The organism is Cryptosporangium japonicum, assembly GCF_039524755.1.
Classification (GTDB): Bacteria; Actinomycetota; Actinomycetes; order Mycobacteriales; family Cryptosporangiaceae; genus Cryptosporangium; species Cryptosporangium japonicum.
In genome coordinates this window covers 176,054-196,938 of record NZ_BAAAGX010000018.1, presented here as the reverse complement: position 1 = coordinate 196,938, position 20,885 = coordinate 176,054, and the positions used below count along the sequence as shown (strand labels likewise).

The 20,885-nt window shown below is 71.6% G+C and carries 21 protein-coding genes; 12 read left to right on the top strand and 9 right to left on the bottom strand.

What is annotated here, in order from left to right; genetic code table 11:
* Positions 1-2 precede the first annotated feature (2 nt).
* Positions 3-386 carry a DUF6069 family protein gene (locus ABD437_RS24160; RefSeq protein WP_344651195.1) on the top strand — a complete coding sequence of 128 codons (384 nt, stop codon included), beginning with the start codon at positions 3-5 and terminating at the stop codon, positions 384-386.
* On the opposite strand, the gene ABD437_RS24155 is transcribed toward ABD437_RS24160, so the two are convergent.
* From ABD437_RS24155 to ABD437_RS24140, 4 genes are all read right to left on the bottom strand, one after another.
* Positions 344-1,072 carry an FAD:protein FMN transferase gene (locus tag ABD437_RS24155; RefSeq protein WP_344651369.1) on the bottom strand — a complete coding sequence of 243 codons (729 nt, stop codon included), beginning with the start codon at positions 1,070-1,072 and terminating at the stop codon, positions 344-346. The genes ABD437_RS24160 and ABD437_RS24155 overlap by 43 nt on opposite strands.
* Before the next feature lie 80 nt (positions 1,073-1,152).
* Complete coding sequence (locus tag ABD437_RS24150) at positions 1,153-1,596, bottom strand: FMN-binding protein (RefSeq protein WP_344651194.1); 444 nt, start codon at positions 1,594-1,596, stop codon at positions 1,153-1,155.
* A 10-nt stretch (positions 1,597-1,606) separates the two neighbouring features.
* The gene (locus ABD437_RS24145; RefSeq protein ID WP_344651193.1) at positions 1,607-2,992 is read right to left on the bottom strand and encodes a ferredoxin reductase family protein; all 1,386 of its coding nucleotides are present in this window, start codon (positions 2,990-2,992) and stop codon (positions 1,607-1,609) included.
* A gap of 54 nt (positions 2,993-3,046) precedes the next feature.
* Positions 3,047-4,027, bottom strand: a complete 981-nt coding sequence (locus ABD437_RS24140) for a LacI family DNA-binding transcriptional regulator (RefSeq protein WP_344651368.1) — start codon at positions 4,025-4,027, stop codon at positions 3,047-3,049.
* 157 nt (positions 4,028-4,184) lie between these two features.
* Between ABD437_RS24140 and ABD437_RS24135 the strand changes: the two genes are divergently transcribed.
* The 3 genes from ABD437_RS24135 to ABD437_RS24125 are packed head-to-tail and all read left to right on the top strand — an operon-like array spanning position 4,185 to position 7,029.
* On the top strand, positions 4,185-4,943 hold the full coding sequence (locus ABD437_RS24135; protein ID WP_344651192.1) for an ATP-binding cassette domain-containing protein: 759 nt from the start codon (positions 4,185-4,187) through the stop codon (positions 4,941-4,943).
* On the top strand, positions 4,940-6,013 hold the full coding sequence (locus ABD437_RS24130) for an ABC transporter permease (RefSeq protein WP_344651191.1): 1,074 nt from the start codon (positions 4,940-4,942) through the stop codon (positions 6,011-6,013). Before ABD437_RS24135 ends, ABD437_RS24130 begins: the two co-directional genes overlap by 4 nt.
* Positions 6,010-7,029, top strand: a complete 1,020-nt coding sequence (locus ABD437_RS24125) for an ABC transporter substrate-binding protein (RefSeq protein ID WP_344651190.1) — start codon at positions 6,010-6,012, stop codon at positions 7,027-7,029. Before ABD437_RS24130 ends, ABD437_RS24125 begins: the two co-directional genes overlap by 4 nt.
* A gap of 1 nt (position 7,030) precedes the next feature.
* Here ABD437_RS24125 and ABD437_RS24120 read toward each other — a convergent pair whose 3' ends face one another.
* The 3 genes from ABD437_RS24120 to ABD437_RS24110 all read right to left on the bottom strand — a co-directional run bounded on the left by ABD437_RS24120 (position 7,031) and on the right by ABD437_RS24110 (position 11,403).
* Positions 7,031-9,967, bottom strand: a complete 2,937-nt coding sequence (locus ABD437_RS24120; protein ID WP_344651189.1) for an AfsR/SARP family transcriptional regulator — start codon at positions 9,965-9,967, stop codon at positions 7,031-7,033.
* Between the two features lie 240 nt (positions 9,968-10,207).
* On the bottom strand, positions 10,208-10,945 hold the full coding sequence (locus ABD437_RS24115) for a class I SAM-dependent methyltransferase (protein ID WP_344651188.1): 738 nt from the start codon (positions 10,943-10,945) through the stop codon (positions 10,208-10,210).
* Positions 10,945-11,403 carry an NUDIX hydrolase gene (locus ABD437_RS24110; RefSeq protein WP_344651187.1) on the bottom strand — a complete coding sequence of 153 codons (459 nt, stop codon included), beginning with the start codon at positions 11,401-11,403 and terminating at the stop codon, positions 10,945-10,947. Before ABD437_RS24110 ends, ABD437_RS24115 begins: the two co-directional genes overlap by 1 nt.
* A 97-nt stretch (positions 11,404-11,500) precedes the next feature.
* Between ABD437_RS24110 and ABD437_RS24105 the strand changes: the two genes are divergently transcribed.
* Complete coding sequence (locus ABD437_RS24105) at positions 11,501-11,944, top strand: hypothetical protein (protein ID WP_344651186.1); 444 nt, start codon at positions 11,501-11,503, stop codon at positions 11,942-11,944.
* Between the two features lie 36 nt (positions 11,945-11,980).
* Positions 11,981-12,643, top strand: a complete 663-nt coding sequence (locus ABD437_RS24100; protein WP_344651185.1) for an NADPH-dependent F420 reductase — start codon at positions 11,981-11,983, stop codon at positions 12,641-12,643.
* Here the strand turns inward: ABD437_RS24100 and ABD437_RS24095 are convergent.
* Positions 12,640-13,116: a pyridoxamine 5'-phosphate oxidase family protein gene (locus tag ABD437_RS24095; RefSeq protein ID WP_344651184.1), complete on the bottom strand. Its 477-nt coding sequence runs from the start codon at positions 13,114-13,116 to the stop codon at positions 12,640-12,642. The genes ABD437_RS24100 and ABD437_RS24095 overlap by 4 nt on opposite strands.
* 103 nt (positions 13,117-13,219) lie before the next feature.
* Between ABD437_RS24095 and ABD437_RS24090 the strand changes: the two genes are divergently transcribed.
* Together ABD437_RS24090 and ABD437_RS24085 are read left to right on the top strand one after the other, a co-directional pair.
* A complete protein-coding gene (locus ABD437_RS24090) occupies positions 13,220-14,074 on the top strand; it encodes an SDR family oxidoreductase (RefSeq protein WP_344651183.1) in 855 nt (284 codons plus the stop codon).
* A gap of 15 nt (positions 14,075-14,089) precedes the next feature.
* Entirely contained in the window at positions 14,090-15,313 is a 1,224-nt protein-coding gene (locus ABD437_RS24085; RefSeq protein WP_344651182.1) for an acyl-CoA dehydrogenase family protein, read from the top strand.
* On the opposite strand, the gene ABD437_RS24080 is transcribed toward ABD437_RS24085, so the two are convergent.
* Positions 15,310-15,882, bottom strand: coding sequence for a 1,2-dihydroxy-3-keto-5-methylthiopentene dioxygenase (locus ABD437_RS24080; RefSeq protein WP_344651181.1), 573 nt, complete (start codon positions 15,880-15,882; stop codon positions 15,310-15,312). The genes ABD437_RS24085 and ABD437_RS24080 overlap by 4 nt on opposite strands.
* Positions 15,883-15,970: 88 nt before the next feature.
* Between ABD437_RS24080 and ABD437_RS24075 the strand changes: the two genes are divergently transcribed.
* The 4 genes from ABD437_RS24075 to mtnK are packed head-to-tail and all read left to right on the top strand — an operon-like array spanning position 15,971 to position 20,880.
* Entirely contained in the window at positions 15,971-17,089 is a 1,119-nt protein-coding gene (locus tag ABD437_RS24075) for a substrate-binding domain-containing protein (protein ID WP_344651180.1), read from the top strand.
* Positions 17,090-17,104: 15 nt separating this feature from the next.
* Complete coding sequence (locus ABD437_RS24070; protein ID WP_344651179.1) at positions 17,105-18,676, top strand: sugar ABC transporter ATP-binding protein; 1,572 nt, start codon at positions 17,105-17,107, stop codon at positions 18,674-18,676.
* On the top strand, positions 18,673-19,677 hold the full coding sequence (locus ABD437_RS24065; RefSeq protein WP_344651178.1) for an ABC transporter permease: 1,005 nt from the start codon (positions 18,673-18,675) through the stop codon (positions 19,675-19,677). Before ABD437_RS24070 ends, ABD437_RS24065 begins: the two co-directional genes overlap by 4 nt.
* Positions 19,678-19,686: 9 nt before the next feature.
* Positions 19,687-20,880 (top strand): S-methyl-5-thioribose kinase, encoded by a 1,194-nt coding sequence (gene mtnK / locus ABD437_RS24060; RefSeq protein WP_344651177.1) that lies wholly within the window; start codon positions 19,687-19,689, stop codon positions 20,878-20,880.
* Positions 20,881-20,885 lie beyond the last annotated feature (5 nt).

Below are 20,885 nucleotides of genomic sequence, written 5' to 3'. Positions count from 1 at the left end.
AAATGTTCAAGACCGTCCAGCGTGGTGCCGCCGTCGTAGCGGCCGGGGTGTGCGCACTGGTGCTCTGGGCCGGAGCCGGTGGCGACGCGGTCGCGAACGGCCGGCCCGTCGGCGGCGGTGCCGTGCTGGTCACCGGTGTCCTCGCCGGGCTAGCCGGGTGGGCGCTGCTGGCGATCCTGGAGCGCTTCACCCGCCACGCGTACGCGATCTGGGCCACCGTGGCCACCGCCGTCTACGGCCTGTCGCTGATCCCGATGGCGGCCGCCGCGGAGGGCGCCGCGAACGTCGGCGTCCTGCTCGGCCTGCATACCATCGTCTACGTCGTGCTGATGGTCGCGTTCGGTCAGTCCGTCAGGGCGGCCCACTGCGTGAAGCCGGTGGTGTGACGGGTGCGGCCGGTGGGCAGCACGGCGAGCGCCTCCAGGCCGGGCTGGCCCTCGATCCAGGCCAGCCCGCGGTCGGGCCCCATCGCGAACGCGGCCGTGGCGCTGGCGTCCACCCAGGCCAGCCGCGGCCCGACGACGGTGACGCTGGCCAGCGCGTCGGCGGGCGCACCCCGGTGCGGGTCGACGATGTGCCTGCCCCGCTCGGCGGTGCCCGACGTGGCCACCGCGACGTCGCTCGCGGTGACCACCGCGACCAGCTGGCGCGGGCGCAGCGGGTGGGCCACCCCCACCCGCCACGGGCGCCCGGCACCGGCCTCGCCGACCAGCTGGACGTCGCCTCCGCCGTTGACGACGTGGCTGGTGGACCCGGCCGCGACGAGCATGTCGCTGGCCCGCTCCACCGCCCAGCCCTTGACGATGCCGGTCGGGTCGAGGAACCCGTGCGGCGCCTCGCTGAAGTACCCGTCGCTGGCGATCGACGCCACCCGCACCAGGCCGAGCACCTCGCGCACCTCGGCCGGGCACTCGTCGACGGTCAGCTCGCCGCGGCTGAGCCGGGAGACGACGCTGTCGGGCTGGTAGGTCGAGAACGTGCGGTCCACCCAGTGCAGCCAGCGGATCGCCGCGTCCACCGCGTCCGGGTCGACGCCGACGCCCCTGGCGTCGAGGGAGAAGACCGTTCCCATGCACTCTTCGACCCGTCGGACCGGCGTGGCCCGCAGGGCCGCGGTGAGCGACGGGCTCGCGTACGCCGTCGCGGTCAGGCTCACAGCCCCGCCTGGTCGAGCGCGCTCTGCAGGGACTCCTGGTAGCTCTTCGTCGTGTAGGTCGCGCCGGAGACCGTGTCGACGTCGGCGCTCTGCGCGTCCAGCGTCGCCTTCTGCAGTTTCGGCAGCGCGTCGCCGGTGACCTGCTTCGACTTGGCGTCCTTGGTGGTCAGCCCGGCGATCTCGACCTTCGTGATCTGCTTGCCCGAGACCGTGACCTTCACCTGGAACGACTCGTACTGGTTCGTCGCCTTGTCCCCGGTGGCTGTCTTCGCCTCTCCCGCCGGTGCGCCGGCGTCGGCGGGAGGCTGCTCGACCTCCGCCGCCGGCGGCTGCTCGGCGGCCTGCGCGGGCGTCTCGGCCGGTGCCAGGTTCGCCTTGAGACCGATCAGGCCGCCCAGACCGGCCACGGTTCCCAGGAGGGCGTACAGGAATCGACGCACGGAAGAGCTCCTAGAACTCGAACGACTCGTGGTGGATGCGGCGACGCGCGACCCCGGCGTCCCGGAGCGACTCCCGCGTCGCGGACGTCAGATTCTCCGGGCCGCACAGGTAGACGTCGTGGTGGCGCAGGTTCGGCACCAGGTACTCCAGCTGCTCGGCCGAGAGCGGGTCGCCGCCGAGCTGCTCGCGGGTGCCGACCAGGTAGTGCACCCGGGCGCCGCGGTCGAACGCGATCTCCTCGATCTCGGCCCGCAGCACCAGGTCGGACATGTGCCGCGCCCGGTAGATCAGCGTGATGTCGCCGGGCCGGCCGGGCAGCGTCTCGAGCAGCGCACGCAGCGGGGTGATGCCGACACCCGCGCCGATCAGCAGCACCTTCCGGCGCCGCCGGACACCGCCGGTGAACGCGCCGTACGGGCCGCTGGCCATCACCTTCGTGCCCGGCTGCAGCTGGGCGAGCGACGCGCTGTGGTTGCCCGCGTCCTTCACCGTGATCCGCAGCCGCCCACCGGAGACCGGCGCCGAGAGCGAGTACGGGTTCGACGCCCACCAGCTCGACGGCGTGAGGAACCGCCACCGGAAGAACTGGCCCGGCTCGGCCTTGAGCTCGTCGAGGTACCGTCCGCTCAGGTACACCGAGACGACGTCCGGGCCTTCCGTCCGGACACCCTCGACACGGAGCCGGTGACGCATCGCCGAGCGGATCGGCGTCAGCACCCGGTACCAGAGCAGCAGCAGGCTGACCACGCCGTACAGCGCCGACCAGGCGTACTGCGCGGGCTTGTTGCCGGCGAAGTCGGCGCCGGTGGAGAACTGGTGCAGGAACGACAGCGCGATCGCCAGGTAGGTGCCGAGGTGGATCAGGTGCCAGGCCTCGTAGCTCATCCGCTTGCGGGCGGCCCGGGCCGAGAGGGCACCGATGACGACGAACATCGCCGCGCCGATCGTCGCGTAGAGGACGTCGGGGTAGTCCTTGAGCAGCGAGACGCCCTGGCCGACCACCGACGTGCGTGCGTTGACCGCGTAGCCCCAGGTGATCAACAGACCGTGGGCGACCAGCATGCTGACCGTGTAGCGCCCGCCCATCGCGTGCCAGCGGGTCAGGCGGTCGGTGCCGATGCCGCGCTCCAGCGCCGGTACCCGGGCCATCAGCCCGAGCAGGATGATCGCGCCGTAACCGGCGAGCAGGCCGGTGATGCGGCCGGCGTTGGTGAGCCAGTCACCGAGCCCGGAGATCGTGGTGGTGTTCGTCCACCACAGCCACAGCGCGCCGACGGCACCGACGCCGATACCCACCAGAACCGGCGTCGGGCCGACCCGCAACGCCGGAGCCCGACCGGCCGGCGCCCTGACCCCGTGCGCCGGCACGTACTGATTGTTCAGCGTGGCGGTCATGTTGGCCTCCTGTGCCGTCCTGTAGAGAAGGCACGCGGGAGGGCGGTCAGAAGTTCAGGGGTTCCCGCAGGATTCTCGCTCTACGAGACGGACCGGGAGTACCGTGAGCCGCCGCAGCCGCCGGTCGGGCTGATCGATCCGGTCGAAGAGCCGGGTGGCCGCGAACCGCCCGAGCGCCTCCGGATCCTGGTCGACCACGGTCAGCGCCGGACGCAGTGAACTCGCCAGCGGGAAGTCGCCGAAGCTGACCAGCGCGACGTCGGTGCGGTCGAGCCGCTGCAGCGCCGGCACGATCGCGATCGAGCACTTCGGGTTCGACGAGAAGATCGCGGTCGGCGGGTCGGCGCACGCGAGCAGGTCGGCGGCGTGGTCACCGGCCGCGTTCCCGCCCGCGCCGGCGAACCGGATGAGCGATTCGTCGGTGTCCAGGCCGGCGTCGGCCAGCGCGGCCCGGTACCCCTCGAGGCGGCGGCGGGTCGTCGCGATCTGCACCTCGTCGCCGATGTAGGCGATCCGGCGGTGGCCGTGCCCGATCAGGTGCGCGATGGCCGTCTGCGCGCCGCCGACGTCGTCCTCCACCACGGTGTCGGCGGTCAGCTTGCGGGGCGGGCGGTCGATGAAGACCAGCGACGTCCTGCCCTTCCAGGGCTCCAGATAGGACTGGTCCGCGCTCACCGGCGTCGAGATGAGGCCGGCGATCTGGCGGCCGAGCAGGGCCTCCACGCCGGCGCGCTCCAGCGAGCCGTCGGTGCCGAGGCTGGTGACGAACGTCGCGACGCCCCGGCCCCGTGCGACCTGCTCGACGGTATGGGTGACCGCGGCGAAGAACGGGTCGGAGATGTCGGGCACGGCGACGCCGATCGCCGGGTCGCGCCCGAAGCGGAACGTGCGCGCCAGCAGGTTCGGGGTGTACCGCAGGTCTTCGATGGCCTGCTCGACCCGCCGCCGGACGTCCTCGGAGACGTATCTGTCGTTGTTGACCACCCGCGACACCGTTTTTGCGCTTACCCCTGCGCGTTCCGCGACCTGCCGCATGGTGGCCACAGCGTCACCTCCGGACCGGCATGTTACCGAGTCGGCAACCGGTTCTGACACCGGTGACATCTGTTGCGGATTCGTTACTTGTCACCGGTGACAGTGACGCAGGACACGCCTAGTGTGCGTTACCACCGGATGAACGGGGTGATCCGTTTTGACGACGCCGCTCCTCGAAGCACGGGGACTCAACCGCAGTTTCGGACACGTACGAGCACTCCGCGACGTCGACTTCGAGGTGTACCCGGGCGAGGTCACCGCGTTGATCGGCGACAACGGGGCCGGCAAATCCACTCTGGTCAAGGCGCTCTCCGGCAACCTGGAGCTCGACTCCGGCGAGCTGTTGTTCGAGGGATCGCCGGTGCGGATCACGACCCCGCAGCAGGCCTCCGCGCTGGGCATGGAGGTCGTCTACCAGGACCTCGCGCTCGCGCCGCACCTCAGCCCGGTGCAGAACATGTTCCTGGGCCGGGAGATCCCCCGCCGCGGTGTGCTCGGGAAGTTGGGGTTCCTCGACGAGAAGGCCATGCGCACGCGGGCCGCGGCCGGGTTCGCCGAGCTCGGCGGCACGGTCCGGGCGCTGAACGCGCCGGTCGGCTCGATGTCGGGTGGGCAGCGTCAGCAGATCGCGATCGTGCGGGCGATCACCTGGGCCGCGCGGCTGGTGTTCCTCGACGAGCCGACCGCCGCGCTGGGCGTCGTACAGACCCGCAACGTCCTCGACACGATCAAGCGGGTGCGCGACAAGGGTGTGGCGGTCGTGCTGATCTCGCACTCGATGCCCGAGGTGCTCGAGGTGGCCGACCGCGTCCAGGTGCTGCGCCTGGGCACGCGCGTCACGACGTTCGCCGCCGCCGACACCACCGTCGACCAGCTGGTGGGCGCCATGACCGGCTCCCTGGAGGTCCCCCGATGACGGCCACGGAGACCCTGCCCGACGACGTCGTCGAGGAGGAGAACCCGTCGCTGCTGCAGCGGCTGGGAGCGTTGCAGTCGGTGTGGATCCTCGGCGTGCTGCTGCTCATCGTGCTGTTCTTCTCGGTCGTCGCCGGCGACCGCTTCCTCTCCACCAGCAACTTCTCGCTGATCTCGCAGAACGTCGCGGTCTGGGCCGTCATCGCCGTCGGCATGACGTTCGTGATCGTCACGTCCGGCATCGACCTCTCGGTCGGCTCGGTGCTGGTCTTCGCGTCGGTGATCAGCGCCAAGACCATGGAAGCCGCCGGTGGCGAAGGCTGGGGCGTCGCGGGTCTCGGCATCCTGGCCGCGCTGGTCTCCGGCCTGGCCTGGGGCGTCCTCAACGGCGTCCTGGTCGCGAAGGCCAAGATCCCGCCGCTGATCGTCACGCTCGGATCGTTGTCGGTGGCGCTCGGCCTGGCCCAGGTCATCACCGACGGCATCGACATCCGGGCCGTCCCGGAGGTAATGACCGACTACAACACCTACATCAAGATCCTCGGCATCCCGGCGCTGCCGTTCACCGCGTTCGTGGTCGTCGTCATCGGTGGCGTGATCCTGCACCGGACGAAGTTCGGCCGCTACACGTACGCGGTCGGCTCGAACGAGCTCGCCGCCCGGCGGGTCGGCGTCCGGGTCGACCGGCACCTGATCAAGGTCTACGGCCTGGCCGGCCTGCTCTCCGGTTTCGCCGCCGTGCTCGCGCTGTCGCAGTTCGGGACGACGACGATCGCCGGCCAGTCGCTCACCAACCTCAACGTGATCGCCGCCGTGGTCATCGGCGGTACCTCGATCTTCGGCGGCGAAGGCTCGATCTTCGGCACCGTGGTCGGCTTGTTCATCCCGGCGGTGCTGCAGGCCGGGTTCGTCATCGTCGGCGTCCAGCCGTTCTGGCAGGGCGTCGCCGTCGGCACGGTCCTGGTCGCCGCCGTCTACTTCGACCAGAGTCGCCGGAAGGCCGCCGCCCGCGGTTCCGGCGCCAAACGCTCCTCTCTCCGGTCAATGCTGATTGGGAAGGCGTCGTCATGAAAAAGTTGCCCCTCGCCGTCGTCTGCGTCGCCACGCTCGCGCTGGCCGCGTGCTCCTCCTCCAAGCCTTCCGACGACACCGGATCCGCCGCCGACAACGGGCCCGCCGCCTCGTCGCAGGCCTCGGTCGACAAGGCCAGCAAGAACTACGACATCCAGTTCGTCCAGGGCGTCCAAGGCGACGAGTTCTACATCACGATGCAGTGCGGGATCGAAGCCGAGGCGAAGAAGCTCGGCGTCACCGTGAAGACGCAGGGCCCGACGAAGTTCGACCCGACACTGCAGAAGCCGATCGTCGACTCGGTCGTCACGTCGAAGCCGGACGCGCTGCTGGTCGCGCCGACCGACGTCACCGCGATGCAGGGGCCGCTGAAGGCGGCCAAGGCCGCCGGGGTCAAGGTCGTGCTCGTCGACACCACTGTCGACGACCCGTCGGTGGCGGTCTCGGCGATCGCGTCGGACAACATCGGCGGCGGCAAGGCCGCGTTCGAGGCCATCCAGAAGCTCGCTCCGCAGGGCGGCAAGGTGCTGGCGATGGGCGTCACGCCCGGTATCTCGACGACCGACCAGCGCGCGAAGGGCTTCGAGGACGCGGTGAAGGGCGACTCGAAGTTCACCTACGTCGGTATCCAGTACTCGAACAACGACCCGGCCACGGCGTCGAACCTGATCAGCGCCGCGCTGCAGAAGGACCCGGACATCGTCGGGGTGTTCGCGCTGAACCTGTTCTCGGCCGAGGGCACGGCGACCGGCATCAAGCAGTCCGGCAAGGCGGGCAAGATCCAGGTGGTCGGCTTCGACGCCGGACCGAACCAGGTCGCCGCGTTGCGTGCCGGCACCGTGCAGGCGTTGATCGCGCAGCAACCGGCCGAGATCGGCAAGTTCGGCGTCGACGCGGCGGTGGCGTCGCTGGACGGCGGCAGCGTGACGCCGAAGGTGCAGACCGGCTTCACGATCCTGACCAAGGACAACATCGACGGCGACGGCGCCAGCGCCGTCTACAAGTCCAAGTGCTGAGTTAGCCCGGCCCGAGGTTCTCCAGCTGCTTGCGGACGTCGTCGGCGGCTGGAGAACCGAGGTCGGTGTAGAGCGCCAGCGCGTGTTCGAGGTGGTCGCGGACCCGGTCGGTGGAGTGGGCCAGGCCCAGGTGCGCGCGGGCCTGCTCGGCGCGCTCGCCGATCGTCGTGGCCAGCGCGAGCGCCTCGGCGAACCGGTCGGCCGCCGACGCCGAGCCGCGGCCGAGTTCCGCCTCGGCGAGGCCGTTGAGCGCGCACGTCTCGCCGTACCGTTCGCCGATCGCCGCGAACAACGCCACCGCCTGACGCAGGTAACCGGCGGCCTCCCCCGGCCGCCCGAGGCTCAGGTGCACCTCGCCGAGGTTCGTGAGCGCGGTCGCCTCTCCCCCGTCGTGCCCGAGGACGCGGAACTGCTCGAGCGCGTCGGCCAGCAGGTCGATCGCCTCCTCGTTCCGGCCGAGCCGCATCAGGATGTCGCCGAGGTTGGTCTCGGTGTTGGCCTGCCCCACCCGGTCGCCGATCGTGCGGAACAGCGCGAGCGCGGCGGTGTGGTGCCCCTCGGCCTCGACGTAGCGGCCGGTCTGCTGACAGATCACCCCGAGGTTGCCGACCGTCCGCGCCTCCCCCACCGCGTCGCCGAGCTCGCGGAACACCACGAGCGCCCGCTCCAGGTGCTCCAGCCCGTCGGGATACCGACCCATCTGCCAGTAGACGACGCCGAGGTGCGAGAGCGCGGCGGCCACCCCGGCCCGGTCGCCGGCCCGCGACGCGGCGTCGAGCGCGCAGCTGTGCACGGTGAGCGCGTCGGCGGAGTACCCGCCGTTGTCGAGGTAGACGTAGAGCGTCGAGGCCAGCGCGCCGGTGACGTCGGACCGGTCGCGCGCCGCCGTGTACTGCGCGACCTCGATCAGCACCGCCCGATGCCGGTCGAGCCACGCCCGGGCGTCCTCGGCCGCCGGGAACACCGGAAGCGGCGTCCGGATCGTCGGTGGGGCCGGGCGCCGGTGCCGTTCCGCCGGGTAGAGCACGTCCATCGCGGCGGAGGAGGCCGCGACGTAGTAGTCGAACAGCCTCGTCCCGGCGTCCGCGTCGTCGCTCGGCTCGGACTCCGACCGGGCGTAGGCACGCAGCAGGTCGTGGAGGTCGTAGGCCCCGGCCGCCACCGGCCGGACCAGGTGCGCGCGGGCCAGCGCGTCGAGCGCACCGACCGCGTCGCTCACGTCGACATCCGCGAGCGCGGCGGCCGCGTAGGCGTCGAACTCCGCACCCGGGTGCGCGCCGAGGAGCCGGAACATGCGCGCGACACGCTCGGGGAGGCGCTGGTAGGACCAGGAGAACACGGCACGCACGTCGGCGCGCGGATCGCCGCCGACGTCGAGCAGCTCCAGCCGGGCACGGTGATCGGCCAGCTCCGCGACCAGGTCGGCCAGCGGGCTCCGCGGGCGGGCGTTGGCCAGCTCGGCGGCGATCCGGAGCGCGAGCGGCAACCGCCCGCACTGTTCGCTCAGTTCCTCGGCCGCGTCCGGATCGTCGTCGACCCGGCGGCCGACCAGCGACCGGAGCAGCGCGATCGCCTCGGCCGGTTCCAGCAGGTCCAGGAACATCCGGTGCGCGCCGTCCACCGCGACCAGACCGCTGAGCACATCGCGGCTGGTGACGAGCGTCGCGCAGGTCGGTGAGCCGGGTAAGAGCGGGCGGACCTGCTCGACCGAGGACGCGTTGTCGAGCACGAGCAGCAGCCGCCGCCCGGACACCTCGGTGCGGAAGCGCGCGGCGCGCTCGTCGGTGCCGAGCGGAACGTCACGCGCGGCGACGCCGAGCGCAGTGAGGAAACCGGCGAGCGCGGCGGACGGGGCCACCGGCGGTTCGGTGCCGTACCCACGCAGGTCGACGTAGAGCTGGCCGTCGGGGAAACGGTCGCGGATCCGGTGGGACCAGCGGACGGCGAGCGCGGTCTTGCCGACACCGGCGGTGCCGTCCACCGCGGACACCACGACCGCACCGGTCGGGCGGGGGCCGGCGAGGCGCTCGGTGAGCTCGCGCAGCGCCGGTTCGCGCCCGATGAAGGCCGGGACGTCGGCCGGCAGCTGCGCCGGTACGGGTCGGCCCGCGCCGGGCACGGTCCCGGCGTCGTCCGCGGTGATCTCAGCCGTGGCCGGGGGCGGCTCCGTCGCTCCCGGCGCGGCTCCGGGTCTCGTCGGGGGTGGCTGGTCGTCGGCGTGGAGGGCGGCCTCGTACGTCGCGCGCAGCTCCGGCCCCGGCTCCACGCCGAGGGCGTCGACGATTCGTGCCCTGGCGCGGGCGTAGGTGTCGAGCGCCTCCGCGGTGCGACCGGCCCGGTGCAGCGCACGCACCAGTTCGACGAGCAGCGGTTCGGCCAGCGGCTCGGCCGTCACCAGCTCACGCAGGGTGTCGACGACGGCGGCCGGCCGCCCCAGATCACTCAGCGTGCGGGCCCAGAGCGCGACCGCACTGCGGCGCTGCTGTTCGAGGTTCTCACGCACGCCGGCCGCCCAGCTGCCGGGCACGTCCGCCAGCGGGGCGGACTGCCACAGGTCGAGCGCGGCACGCAACAACGTGGCCCGGCGTTCGTCGGGGCAGCCCTCCGCGCGCGCCTCGGCGACCAGGCGGCGGAACAGGTGCGCGTCGACCTGGTCGGGGTCGACGTGCAGCGCGTACCCGCCCGAACGACGCTCGACGACGACGTTCGACCCGACGAACGCGCTCCGGATCCGCGCGATGTGCGCGTAGAGGACGTCACGCGCCTTGGCCGGCGGCTCGTCGTCCCAGACGCGGTCGACGAGCGTCTCGACCCGGACCGGCCGGCCGACGTCGACGAGCAGGGCCGCGAGAACAGCCCGGCGCTTGACCGGCCCCAGGTTCACGACCCGATCCCCGACCGTCATCTCCAGCGGTCCGAGCAGCCGGAACTGGGGCATTCGTCCCCTCCCCCGTAGTTGTGACTCCCCAGTAAACAGGGACTCGGCCACCGCACAAGATTTACGCAAGGTCGGAGGGGCAGTGTCCGTTCGGGCAGGCGAGCGCCGGGATCCGTGCCGGCTCGGGGCAGCACGGCAACCGGCTCGCCATCCCCCTCTGCCCCCCTGGTAGATCGTGGTTGCCCGGTTGGCCCTCCACCGGTCCTCCGGGTCACGTTCGCGCCGCCCGAGTCCGATCGGCTACCGCCCGACCGGCGCCAGGGTCAAATACGCCATACCCAGAACGGTGCGGTACCCACTGAGCCAGCTCGCCCGATGGCTGTCGGCCTTCCGACGCCGGGCCGCCGCGTCCGGGTGGTCGGGCTCGGCGGCCAGCCACTCCTCCACCTCGGCCTGATAGCCGGACTCGAACTGCTCCCACTCGTCCTCGGTGGCGGTCTCCGTCCACACCGGCCGGAACCCGGCCCCGACCGCGAGCTCGACGAGGCCGGCGAGGTCGGTGTGGTCGTCGACGGCGGCACCGGGCCACATCCGCGCCAGCTCGGCGTCGGTGGGGGTGCGCTGCCAGAAGCCTTCGGCGTAGAGCACCCGTCCGCCGGGCGCGACGAGCCGACGCAGTTCACGCAGCGAGCCGGCGAAGTCGCCGGGCACGTCGGTGAGCGCGTGGCCGGACCCGACGCAGAGCACGAGGTCCGCGGGTCCCCGCTCGGTGCCGACCGCGGACTCCTCGACGAACTCGACCCGGTCGGCCAGGCCACGGCGGCGTGCGAGTGCCCGGCCCCGGGCCACGTCGCCGGGGTTGATCTCGATCCCGACGCCGGTCGCGGCCGGGACGGCGTCCAGCAGATGCAGGAGGAGCGCGCCCCAGCCGCTGCCGACGTCGAGCACGGTCGCCGGCCGACTCCGGGCGAGTCGTTCGACGATGCGCCGGGCGCGTTCCGGTGAGAGCGGACTGTGGAACTCCAGGCTGCCGGTCATCAGAAACCGAACGGTACAACTGGCTCGAGTGTCCCGTCACGCAGCTTTTCGAGGACGTGGCGCTCGTGCGGTACGACCGGCTCCGGGAGCGCGTCCAGCGTCACCCACCGCAGGTCAGCGGCGTACTTCGGTTCGCGCCGCCGCGGTTCGCCGCGCCACGTCCGGCACTCGAAGAAGAAGTCGACACGTTCGTCGATCGCGTGGCCCGACCCGCGGGTCCGGTGCATCACGCAGAGCGGCGTCAGCGCGTCCGGCTCGATCCCGACGCCGAGTTCCTCGGCGGCCTCCCGGCACGCGGCCTGGAACACCGACTCACCCCGCTCGACGTGGCCGGCCGCGCCGAGCGCCCAGTGCCCGTCCAGGTAGCCGGTGTGCTGACGCAGCTGGAGCAGCACCCGGTCGTCGTCGCGGAGCATCACGTAGGCGGCGGGCACGACCGTGAAGCGTTTGGTGAACACGCTCGAGTCTATTTCCGGGCGCGTCCGGCCGGTTCTGAAACCGGGGCAACCAATAATGCGAAAACGGAGGTAACGGGACTAATCGGGGGGACTGGGAATGGTCCGGATCACCGCGCTCGCGCTCGTCGCCGCGGCCGTTCTGGCGGGGTGCGGGTCGGCCTCCGAGACCCCGGGCGCCGCGCAGGCGCTCGTGGCCGGCGAGGCCGCGGCGGCGGTACTCGAGGGCAACGTCTGGCAACCCGTCGACCTCACCGGGTGCTCGGTGCCGTGGGGGCCGGCCGCGATGGTCGAGGAATCCGGCATCAGGCGGCGCGAGTTCACGTTCACCACGCACGGGTCGATCCAGGTGCGTCAGGTGGAGGTGCCCGACGACCCGAACACCGCGGACACCTACGCGCTCGCCTACTCGCGGAGCGGTACGACGCTGCGGGTCCGGGCCGGGCTCGGCACGGAGTCGTGGTCGATCCGCGGGCTGACGAGCACCCGCCTCCTCCTCGAGGACGAGAACGGCGACGAGTGCTGGCTGCGCCGGGTGCGGTGACGGAATGGACCGCCCGGCGACCGGGTTGGCGTCGACATGACGACTGTGGGATTCATCGGCAGTGGACACATCGGTGGCACCGTCGCCCGGCTCGCGGTGGCGGCCGGCTACGACGTCGTCGTGAGCAACTCGCGCGGCCCGGAGACGCTGGCCGAGCTGGTGGCCGAACTCGGCCCGAAGGCACGCGCGGCCGCGGCGAGCGAGGCGGCCGCGGCCGGCGACCTGGTCGTGGTGTCGGTGCCGTTCGGGAAGTACCGGCAGGTTCCGGCCGAGCCGCTGGCCGGGAAGACCGTGCTCGACACGAACAACTACTACCCGGGCCGCGACGGGGAGTTCCCCGCGCTCGACGACGGTTCCACGACGGCCAGCGAGCTCCTGCAGGAGCACCTGACCGGCGCGCACGTGGTGAAGGTGTTCAACAACATCTACTGGGAGACGTTGCGTTCGCTGGCCCGGCCGAGCGGCGCGCCGGACCGGTCGGCGCTCGCGATCGCCGGTGACGACGCCGACGCCAAGGCCGCAGCGACCGCGTTCCTGGACACGATCGGTTACGACGCGGTGGACGCCGGCCCGCTCGCCGAGGGCCGTCGTTACCAGCCGGGCACCCCGGCCTACGGCGGCATCTACGCCGGCGACTCCCTCCAGGACGCCGTGACCGGCCCCGCCGACAAGGTCCGCGCCGCCTTGGCCGCCGGCTAGCCGCTGACCCGCACCGGCTGTTTCGGTTGGTCAGGGTAAAAAAGCTCGTCGAAGAGCACCCACTTCTCGACCGTGATCTCGTACAGCCGGTGCGGCGTGGCCTCGGCGGCCAACGCCTCCGGTGCGATCGCGTCCGCGGCTTCCGGCCAGCGGCCGGCGTAAGCGGCGATCTGCTCGTCGATGCCGACGGTCGGCAGTTCCCGGCCCGCGCCGACGAACGTCACTCCCCGGACGTCCTGCTCGATGCCTTCGAGCTCGATCGCGAGGATCGCGCCGGCGACGCGCGGATCGGCGCGGAGGTTCGCGCAGTGCTCACGGTTGGGGCGGGACATGAACCAGATCCGGTCCGGGCCGAACGCGCTCGCGAACCAGAGGTTGCACACCACCGGCGCTCCGGTGGCGTCCAGCGTCGCCAGCTGGATCACCTTCCCCGAGCTGACGTAATCCTCCAGAAGCTTGCGGGCGTCCGCCACCGGGTCTCCTCACCTCGGGAACCCTCAGTGTGGCCGCTCGATCGATTCCGCGTGGTCGACTCAGCACTCTGAGCAATCACGTACCCCACCATAAGGTGACCAAGTGACACGTGAAATTGCGGTGACCGGCGCGACCGGGCAGGTCGGCGGACGGGTGGCGGCGCAGCTGGCCGCGTCGGGCGTACCTCATCGGCTCCTGGTCCGCGGTTCGGTGCCCTCACCGGGTACGCGGGTGTCGATCGGAGCCGGTTACGCCGACGGGCCGGCGGTGCGCGGCGCGCTCGAGGGCGTCGGCACCCTGTTCCTGGTTTCCGGACGTGAGTCCGCGGACCGGGTCGCCGAACACCGGACCGTGATCGACGCGGCGGTGGCGGCCGGGGTCGAGCGGATCGTGTACCTGTCGTTCCTCGGCGCCGCGCCGGACTGCACGTTCACGTTCGGCCGTGATCATTGGCACACCGAGCAGCACATCCGCGGTACCGGGCTCGGCTTCACGTTCCTGCGCGACTCGTTCTACACGTCGATGCTTCCCGCCCTGGTCGGCCCGGACGGCGTGCTGCGCGGCCCGGGCGGCACCGGGCGCGTCAGCGCGGTGGCCCCCGGCGACGTCGCCGACGTCGTCACCGCCGTTCTCACCGACCCGGGTCCCGGCGAGCGGACCTACGAGCTCACCGGCCCGGAGGCGATCAGCCTGGCGGAGGCGGCCGAGGAGCTGGGACGCCGGGTGGGCCGGCCGATCCGGTACCACGAGGAGACCGTCGCGGAGGCGTACGCGTCGCGGGCCGTCCACGGGGCGCCGGACTTCGAGGTCGACGGTTGGGTCACCTCGTACGTGGCGATCGCCGACGGCTCGCTGAGCCGGGTCAGCGACGCCGTGGAGCGCCTCACCGGGCACCCCGCGACGACGTTCGCCCAGTACCTCGACGCGAACCCCGAGAGCTACGCGCACCTGCGCTGAGTGATACTTCGCCCCATGACCGACCCGCAACACCCGGACACCGCCACCGACCCACCCGACCCGGCCGAGCACGAGCGCTGGGTCGCCGTCGCCGATCAGGTCGCGTCCCGGCTCAGCACCGACGTCGTCGCCCGTGACCGTGCCGGCGCGGCACCGCACGCGGAGGTGGAGCTGCTGCGCAGCGCAGGCCTGCTGCCGTTGCTGATCCCGGCACGCAACGGCGGCCACGGCGGGAGCTGGCTGACCGCGTTCGACGTGGTCGCGCGGGTCGGCCGGGCCGACACGTCGATCGGGCACGTGCTCGGATACCACTACCTGCACAGCTGGCGTACCCGGCTGGCGCGGCGCGTCGACGTCGTCGAGCGGCTGGCCACCGAGACGGCCGCGAACAACTGGCTGTGGGGCGGCGCGGGCAACCCGCGTGACGCCGGCCTGGAGCTCGAGCCGACGACCGGCGGTTACCTGGTCCGGGGCAAGAAGTTCTTCGCGACCGGCGCCGAGGTGTCCGACCGGGTCATCGCGTCCGGCACCGACACCGTGACCGGCGAGAAGTACGGCTTCGCGCTGCCGACGCGCACCGCGGGTGTCGTGCACGGCGAGGACTGGGATTCGCTCGGCCAGCGCGCGTCGGCGTCCGGATCCATTGCTTTTGACGGGGCTTTTCTCGCCGACGAGGACATTTTGGGGCCGGGCGAGCAGACCGACCCGGGCGCACCGCCCTATCCCAGCCTGTCGGCGCTGGGATTCCAGGTCCTGCTGGGGCTGCTCGCGGTGGCGACCGCCGAGGGTGCGCTGCGGTTCGGCGCGGAGTACACGCGGACGAAGTCCCGGGCGTGGGCGACGTCCGGGGTCGCCGAGGCGGCCGACGACCCGCTGGTGCGGGTGAAGTACGGCGAGCTGGAGTCGCAGGTGCGTGCCGCCCGCGCGCTCACCGACCGCGCCGCGGCCGCGTGGGTGGCCGCCGCCGCGCAGGGCTGGGATCTCGGCCACGACCAGCGCGGCGAGGTCTCGGTGGAGCTCTCGGCGGTGAAGGTCGTCACCACGAAGGCCGCGCTCGACGCCACCCAGGGCGTGTTCGAGCTCACCGGCGCGCGGGCCACCAAGACCGGCACCGGCCTCGACCGGTTCTGGCGGGACGTCCGGACGCTGACGCTGCACGACCCGGTCTCGCACAAAGCGATCGAGGTAGGCGACCACCTGCTGCGTGGCGCCTACCCCGAACCGTCCGGCTACAGCTAGCGGGTGGCCGCGATCTCGTCGTACGTCGGGAACTGCGACGAGATCGCGCTGCCGGTGAAGTTGCCCACCCAGCCGTCCTCGTCGTGGAAGAACCGGACCGACTTGTACTCCGGGTTCGTGCCCATGTCGAACCAGTGCGTGGTGCCGCCTGGCACCGACAGCAGGTCACCGGCCTCGCAGAACACCGCGTGCACCTTGCCCCCGACGTGCAGGTAGAAAATGCCCGAGCCGGACGCGAAGAACCGGTCCTCGTCGTCGTCGTGGGTGTGCTCGTTGAGGAACTTCTCGCGCGAGGTGCGCACCAGCTCCGGCCACGACGGATCGTCGCTCGGCCGCATCTGCACGACGTCGACCAGGATGTAACCCTCGGTCTTCTTCACCGCGTCGATCCGGTCGGAGTACGCGGCCAGAACGTCCTCGTTGGTCGAATCGTCCGGAAGATCCTGCAGCGGCCACTGCTCGTACCGAACGCCGTGTTCTTTGAGAACGGCCGCGATCTCTGTCGGGTCCTCGGTCCGCAGCTCCGGCTCGGCCGGGGAATCGTCGGCCCAAACAGTCAGTAATGTCATGACAACCTCCACCTTGCTGCAGTCCGCATGCTGGGATTCCTACCCCGCCGCTAGGAGTTCTTCCTGGTCAGGATGCATGCTCTAAGACGTGCCCATCAAGACCCTTGCCCGGCGTCCGCGCCGGACCGTGCTCTTCGCGACCAGCGCGCTCGCCGCGCTGCTCGCCGTCGCCTCCTGCTCGCAGAGCGACTCGACGGAGAGTGACGCTTCGTCCTCGCCGTCCACCGGCCCGACGGCCAGCGCACCGCTCCCCAAGCCGTTCGACGCCGACCCGGTAACGGTAGCTCTCGTCCGGCAGAGCGGCGCGGGCGACTACTTCGAGGCCTGGGGTCAGGGTGCCCAGAAGCAGGCGACCGCGGCCAACATCAAGCTGACCGTCACCGACGCCCGCAACGACAACGCCAAGCAGGCCTCCGACCTGCAGCAGGCGATCGACTCGAAGCCGGCGGCGATCATCGTCGACCACGGCCAGACCGACACGATCGCCCCGCTGGTGAAGAAGGCCGTCGCCGCCGGCATCCCGACGATCGTCTACGACGTCGCGCTGCCCGCCGACGTCACCGGCTACATCAACACCAGCCAGTCCGACGAGAGCCTGGCCCAGGCCGTGCTCGACCAGATGGTCAAGGACATCGGCCAGAACCAGAAGGTCGGCCTGGTCTCGGCCACCGGCTTCGCCCCGCTCGACCGGCGCGGCGCGGTCTGGAAGAAGGTCATCGCCGACAACAAGCTCCAGCAGGTGTTCTTCACCGGCAAGGTCACCGAGTCGACCGCCACCGACAACATCCCGCTCGTCGACGCGGCGCTCAAGCAGCACCCCGACGTCAAGGCGATCTTCGCGCCCTACGACGAGATCACCAAGGGTGTCGTCCAGGCCGTCAAGCAGAACAACCTGCAGGACAAGGTCAAGGTCTACGGCATCGACATCTCGAACGCCGACCTCGAGGTCATGACCGCCGCGGGCAGCCCGTGGGTGGCCACGGCCGCGACCGACCCGGGCCAGATCGGCGCCGCGGTGGTGCGGACGATCGCGCTGAAGCTCGCCGGTCAGTTCAACGAACCCTCGGTGCAGTTCCCGGGTGTGCTGATCACCCAGCAGGTGCTCAAGGAGAAGAACATCACCACGGTGGGTGACGTCGTGAAGGCCGAGCCGAAGCTGAAGCTGGACACCGTGTCGGTGGCAGACTGGCTGCCGAACGCCGCCTAGTCACCAAGAGAACCAATGAGCTCGCCTGTATCGACGCCCCGTACCGAAGCCGCCACGGTTTCGGTACGGGGCGTCGGCAAGTCGTTCGGTCCGAACGTCGTCCTGCGCGGCGTGGACCTGGAGATCACCGGCGGTGAGGTCGTCGCGCTCCTGGGCGCGAACGGCGCCGGGAAGTCGACGCTGATCAAGATCCTGGCCGGGGCGCACCCCGACCACACCGGCGAGATCCTCGTCGACGGGGAGCCGGTGCGGCTGGCCTCGCCGACCTCGGCGCGGGCGCTCGGCATCGCGACCGTGCACCAGCGCGTGCGTGAGGGCATCGTGCCGGGGTTGTCGGTCGCCGAGAACCTCGCGTTCGACGAGCTCGCCGGGGGCGGGGCGTCCTGGGCGCTCCGCCGTCGCGAGGTGCTGGAGGTCGCCCGCCGTGCGGTCGAGGTGCTCGATCTCGGCTGGTCCGACGCCGTGCTGCGGCGGGACGTCGCGACGCTGGGCATTTCCGACGCCCAGCTGCTGGTCGTCGCGCGCACGTTGCTGCAGCGCCCGAAGCTGCTGATCCTCGACGAGCCGACGTCGGCGTTGTCGTCGGCCGAGGCCGACCGGCTGTTCGGGGTCGTGCGTCAGCTGCGTGCGGACGGGCTCGCGGTGTTACTGGTCAGCCACCGGCTCGGCGAGGTGGACGCGATCGCCGACCGCGCGGTGGTGCTCCGCGACGGGCGGGTCACCGCCGACGTGCCGAAGCCGCTGAGCTGGGAAGTGATTCTCCCGGCCATGCTCGGAGCCGGCGCCGAGGGGCTGCGGGCCACCGTCCTCGAGCACGACGAGCCGACCGCGGGGACCGCGACGGTGCCCGGGGAAGCCGTGGTGAGCCTGCGCGGCGTGCGGCTCTTCGCGGAGAGCCCGGAGTTGGGCCTCGAGCTGCGTGCCGGCGAGGTCACCGGGATCGTCGGCCTGATCGGGGCCGGGAAGTCGGAGCTGGCGCACGGCCTGTTCGGGTCGGCGCGCTGGCCGGCCGGAACCGCCGAGTTCGCCGACTCGGCGACCGCGCCCCGCTCCCCCGGCGAGGCCATCCGCCGCGGCGTCTACCTCGTGCCGGAGGACCGCGCCGACCAGGCGCTCCTCCCCGGCTGGTCGATCCAGCGCACGCTGAGCCTGCCGTTCATCACCAAGGTCGCCAGCTCGCTCGGCGTCCTCGACCAGGGCGCCGAGCGCGACCGCGCGACGACCGTCATCGAGAAGCTCGGCATCGTCGCCCGCGGGCCACGCACCGAGCTCAACGAGCTCTCCGGCGGCAACCAGCAGAAGGTCGTCGTCGGCCGCTGGCTGGTCGAGGACGCCCGGCTGCTCCTGCTCGACGAGCCGTTCCGCGGTGTCGACCTCGGTGCCCGCCGCGACATCGGTGAGCAGGTCCGCGCGGTCGCGGACGCCGGCGGAGCGGTCGTGGTCCTCTCGGCCGACGTCGACGAGGTCCTGGAGATCGCCGACCGCGTTCTCGTCCTGGTCGAGGGTGCCCTGACCCTCGACTCCCCCGTAACACAGGTCAGCCGCGACGACGTCGTGCGCGCCTTTTCCGGAGAGGTCGCGCAGTGAGCACCACCATTCGCGAAGCCGTCGTCCGTTACGGCTTCGTCGCCGTCACCGTCCTGCTGGTGGCGTACTTCCTGATCAGCGAACCGAACTTCCGGACGAGCTCCAACCTCTGGGGGCTGCTCGTCTACGCCGCCCCGGTCGGTATCGCCGGGCTGGGCGTCACGATCGCCATGACCGTCGGCGGCCTCGACCTGAGCGTCGGCAGCACCGCCGGTTTCGCGGTCTCGCTCGCCGCCTGGACGATGGTGATCGGCAACCAGGTCGGCGGCGTCGCGATCGTCGTCGTGCTGATCGCCGGTGGCGTCATCGGCCTGATCAACGCGGCCCTGATCGTCTGGGCACGCATCCCCGACCTGCTCGCGACGCTGACCACGATGTTCGCGATCATGGGCCTCAAGCTCGTGCTCGTCGACGGCAAGTCGATCTCGTCGCGGATGACGCTCGACGACGGTTCCACCGCACCGGGGCGCTTCACCGACGGCTTCCTCTACCTGGCCCAGGGCAAGATCGGCCCGGTGCCGTTCCCGGCGATCCTGCTGATCGTCATCTCGGTGCTGGTCTGGTTCCTGCTCGAGCGCACCCGCTGGGGCCGCCTGCTCTACGCGGTCGGCGCCAACCCGGAGGCCTCGCGGCTGGCCGGCGTCCGGGTGGGGCTCTACCGCAGCGCCGCCTACGTCGCCGCCGGCGTGCTGGCCTCGGTGGCCGGTCTGCTGCTCGCGGCCCGGATCGGGCAGGGCGACGTCTCGGCGGGCAACTCGCTGCTGCTCGACGCGGTCGCGGTCGCGCTGGTGGGCACGTCGGTGCTCGGCCGGAACGTGCCCAACGCCTGGGGTACCGTGCTCGGCGCCCTGCTGGTGACCGTGATGGTCGTCGGCTTCAGCATGAAGGGCCTGCCGTACTACGTGCAGGACGTCGCGAAGGGCGCGGTGCTGTTGGTCGCGCTGCTGTTCAGCTACACGTTGTCCACCCGCCGGGCGACGCTCCCCGGCCAGCCGACCTAGGTGGGTTCCATGGATCTTCTCGACGTCGAGTCGGTGCCGGGCTACATCGCCGCACTGCCGGACCTGGCGTCCCGGGTGGGGACGATCGAACAGGTCCGGGAGGTCGGTGACGGCAACCTCAACCTGGTGTTCATCGTGCGGGGCAGCGCCGGGTCCCTGGTGCTGAAGCAGTCGCTGCCGTACGTACGCACCGACCCGAGCTGGCCGATGACGCGTGAGCGCTCCTCGCGGGAGGCGTACGTGCTCGCCTCCCACCAGGCGATCGACCCGTCCCACGTCCCCGGCCTGATCTTCTACGACGAGACGCGGTACGTGCTGGCGATCGAGGACCTCTCCGACCACCGGGTCTGGCGGACCGTGCTCAACGAGCGCACCGAAGCCTCGGACGACGACGTGCTCGCCGCCTCCGCCCTCGGCGAGTACATCGCGAACGTCGGCTTCGGCACGTCGGTGTTCGGCCTCGGCTCGGCGGCCCACAAGCAGGCCGTGGCCAGGGCGATCAACCCCGAGCTGTGCGAGATCACCGAGGACCTGGTCCTCACCGAGCCGTTCGTCGACCACGACCACAACGTGGTGCACCCCGCGAACGTCGCCGACGTGGCCGAGCTCGCCGGTGACCCGGCGGTGCGGCACGCGGCCGGCCTGGCGAAGTTCGCGTTCATGACCAGGGCGGAGTCGCTGCTCCACGGTGACCTGCACACCGGCTCGGTGTTCGTGCGGTTCGGGGACGCGCCGTCGATCCGGGCGTTCGACTCGGAGTTCGGCTTCTACGGGCCGCTCGGCTTCGACCTGGGCATGCTCTGGGCCAACTACGTGCTGGCCGCGGCCCGGGCGGTCGCGCAGGGCCAGTCGTCGCGCGCCGCTCAGCTGCTGGGACTCGGGCGGGTCACCTGGGACGCGTTCGAGCGCACCTACCGCGACCGGTGGCCGTCGCGCTTCGACCCGCGGGTCGCCGGGGACACCGTGCTGGAGTCCCTGCTCGCCCAGGTGTGGACCGACGCGGTGACCTACGCCGGGGCCGAGGTCGCACGCCGGGTGATCGGCTTCGCGAAGGTCGCCGACATCGAGACGCTCCCCGAGGCCGAGCGGGTCCAGGCCGCCCGGCGCGCCCTCCGCGCCGCACGCACGCTCCTCACGTACCGCGGCACCGGCCCCAGCCCCGACGCACTGAGCGAGATCACCGCCGAGCCCCTCGGGCTGTGAGGCTC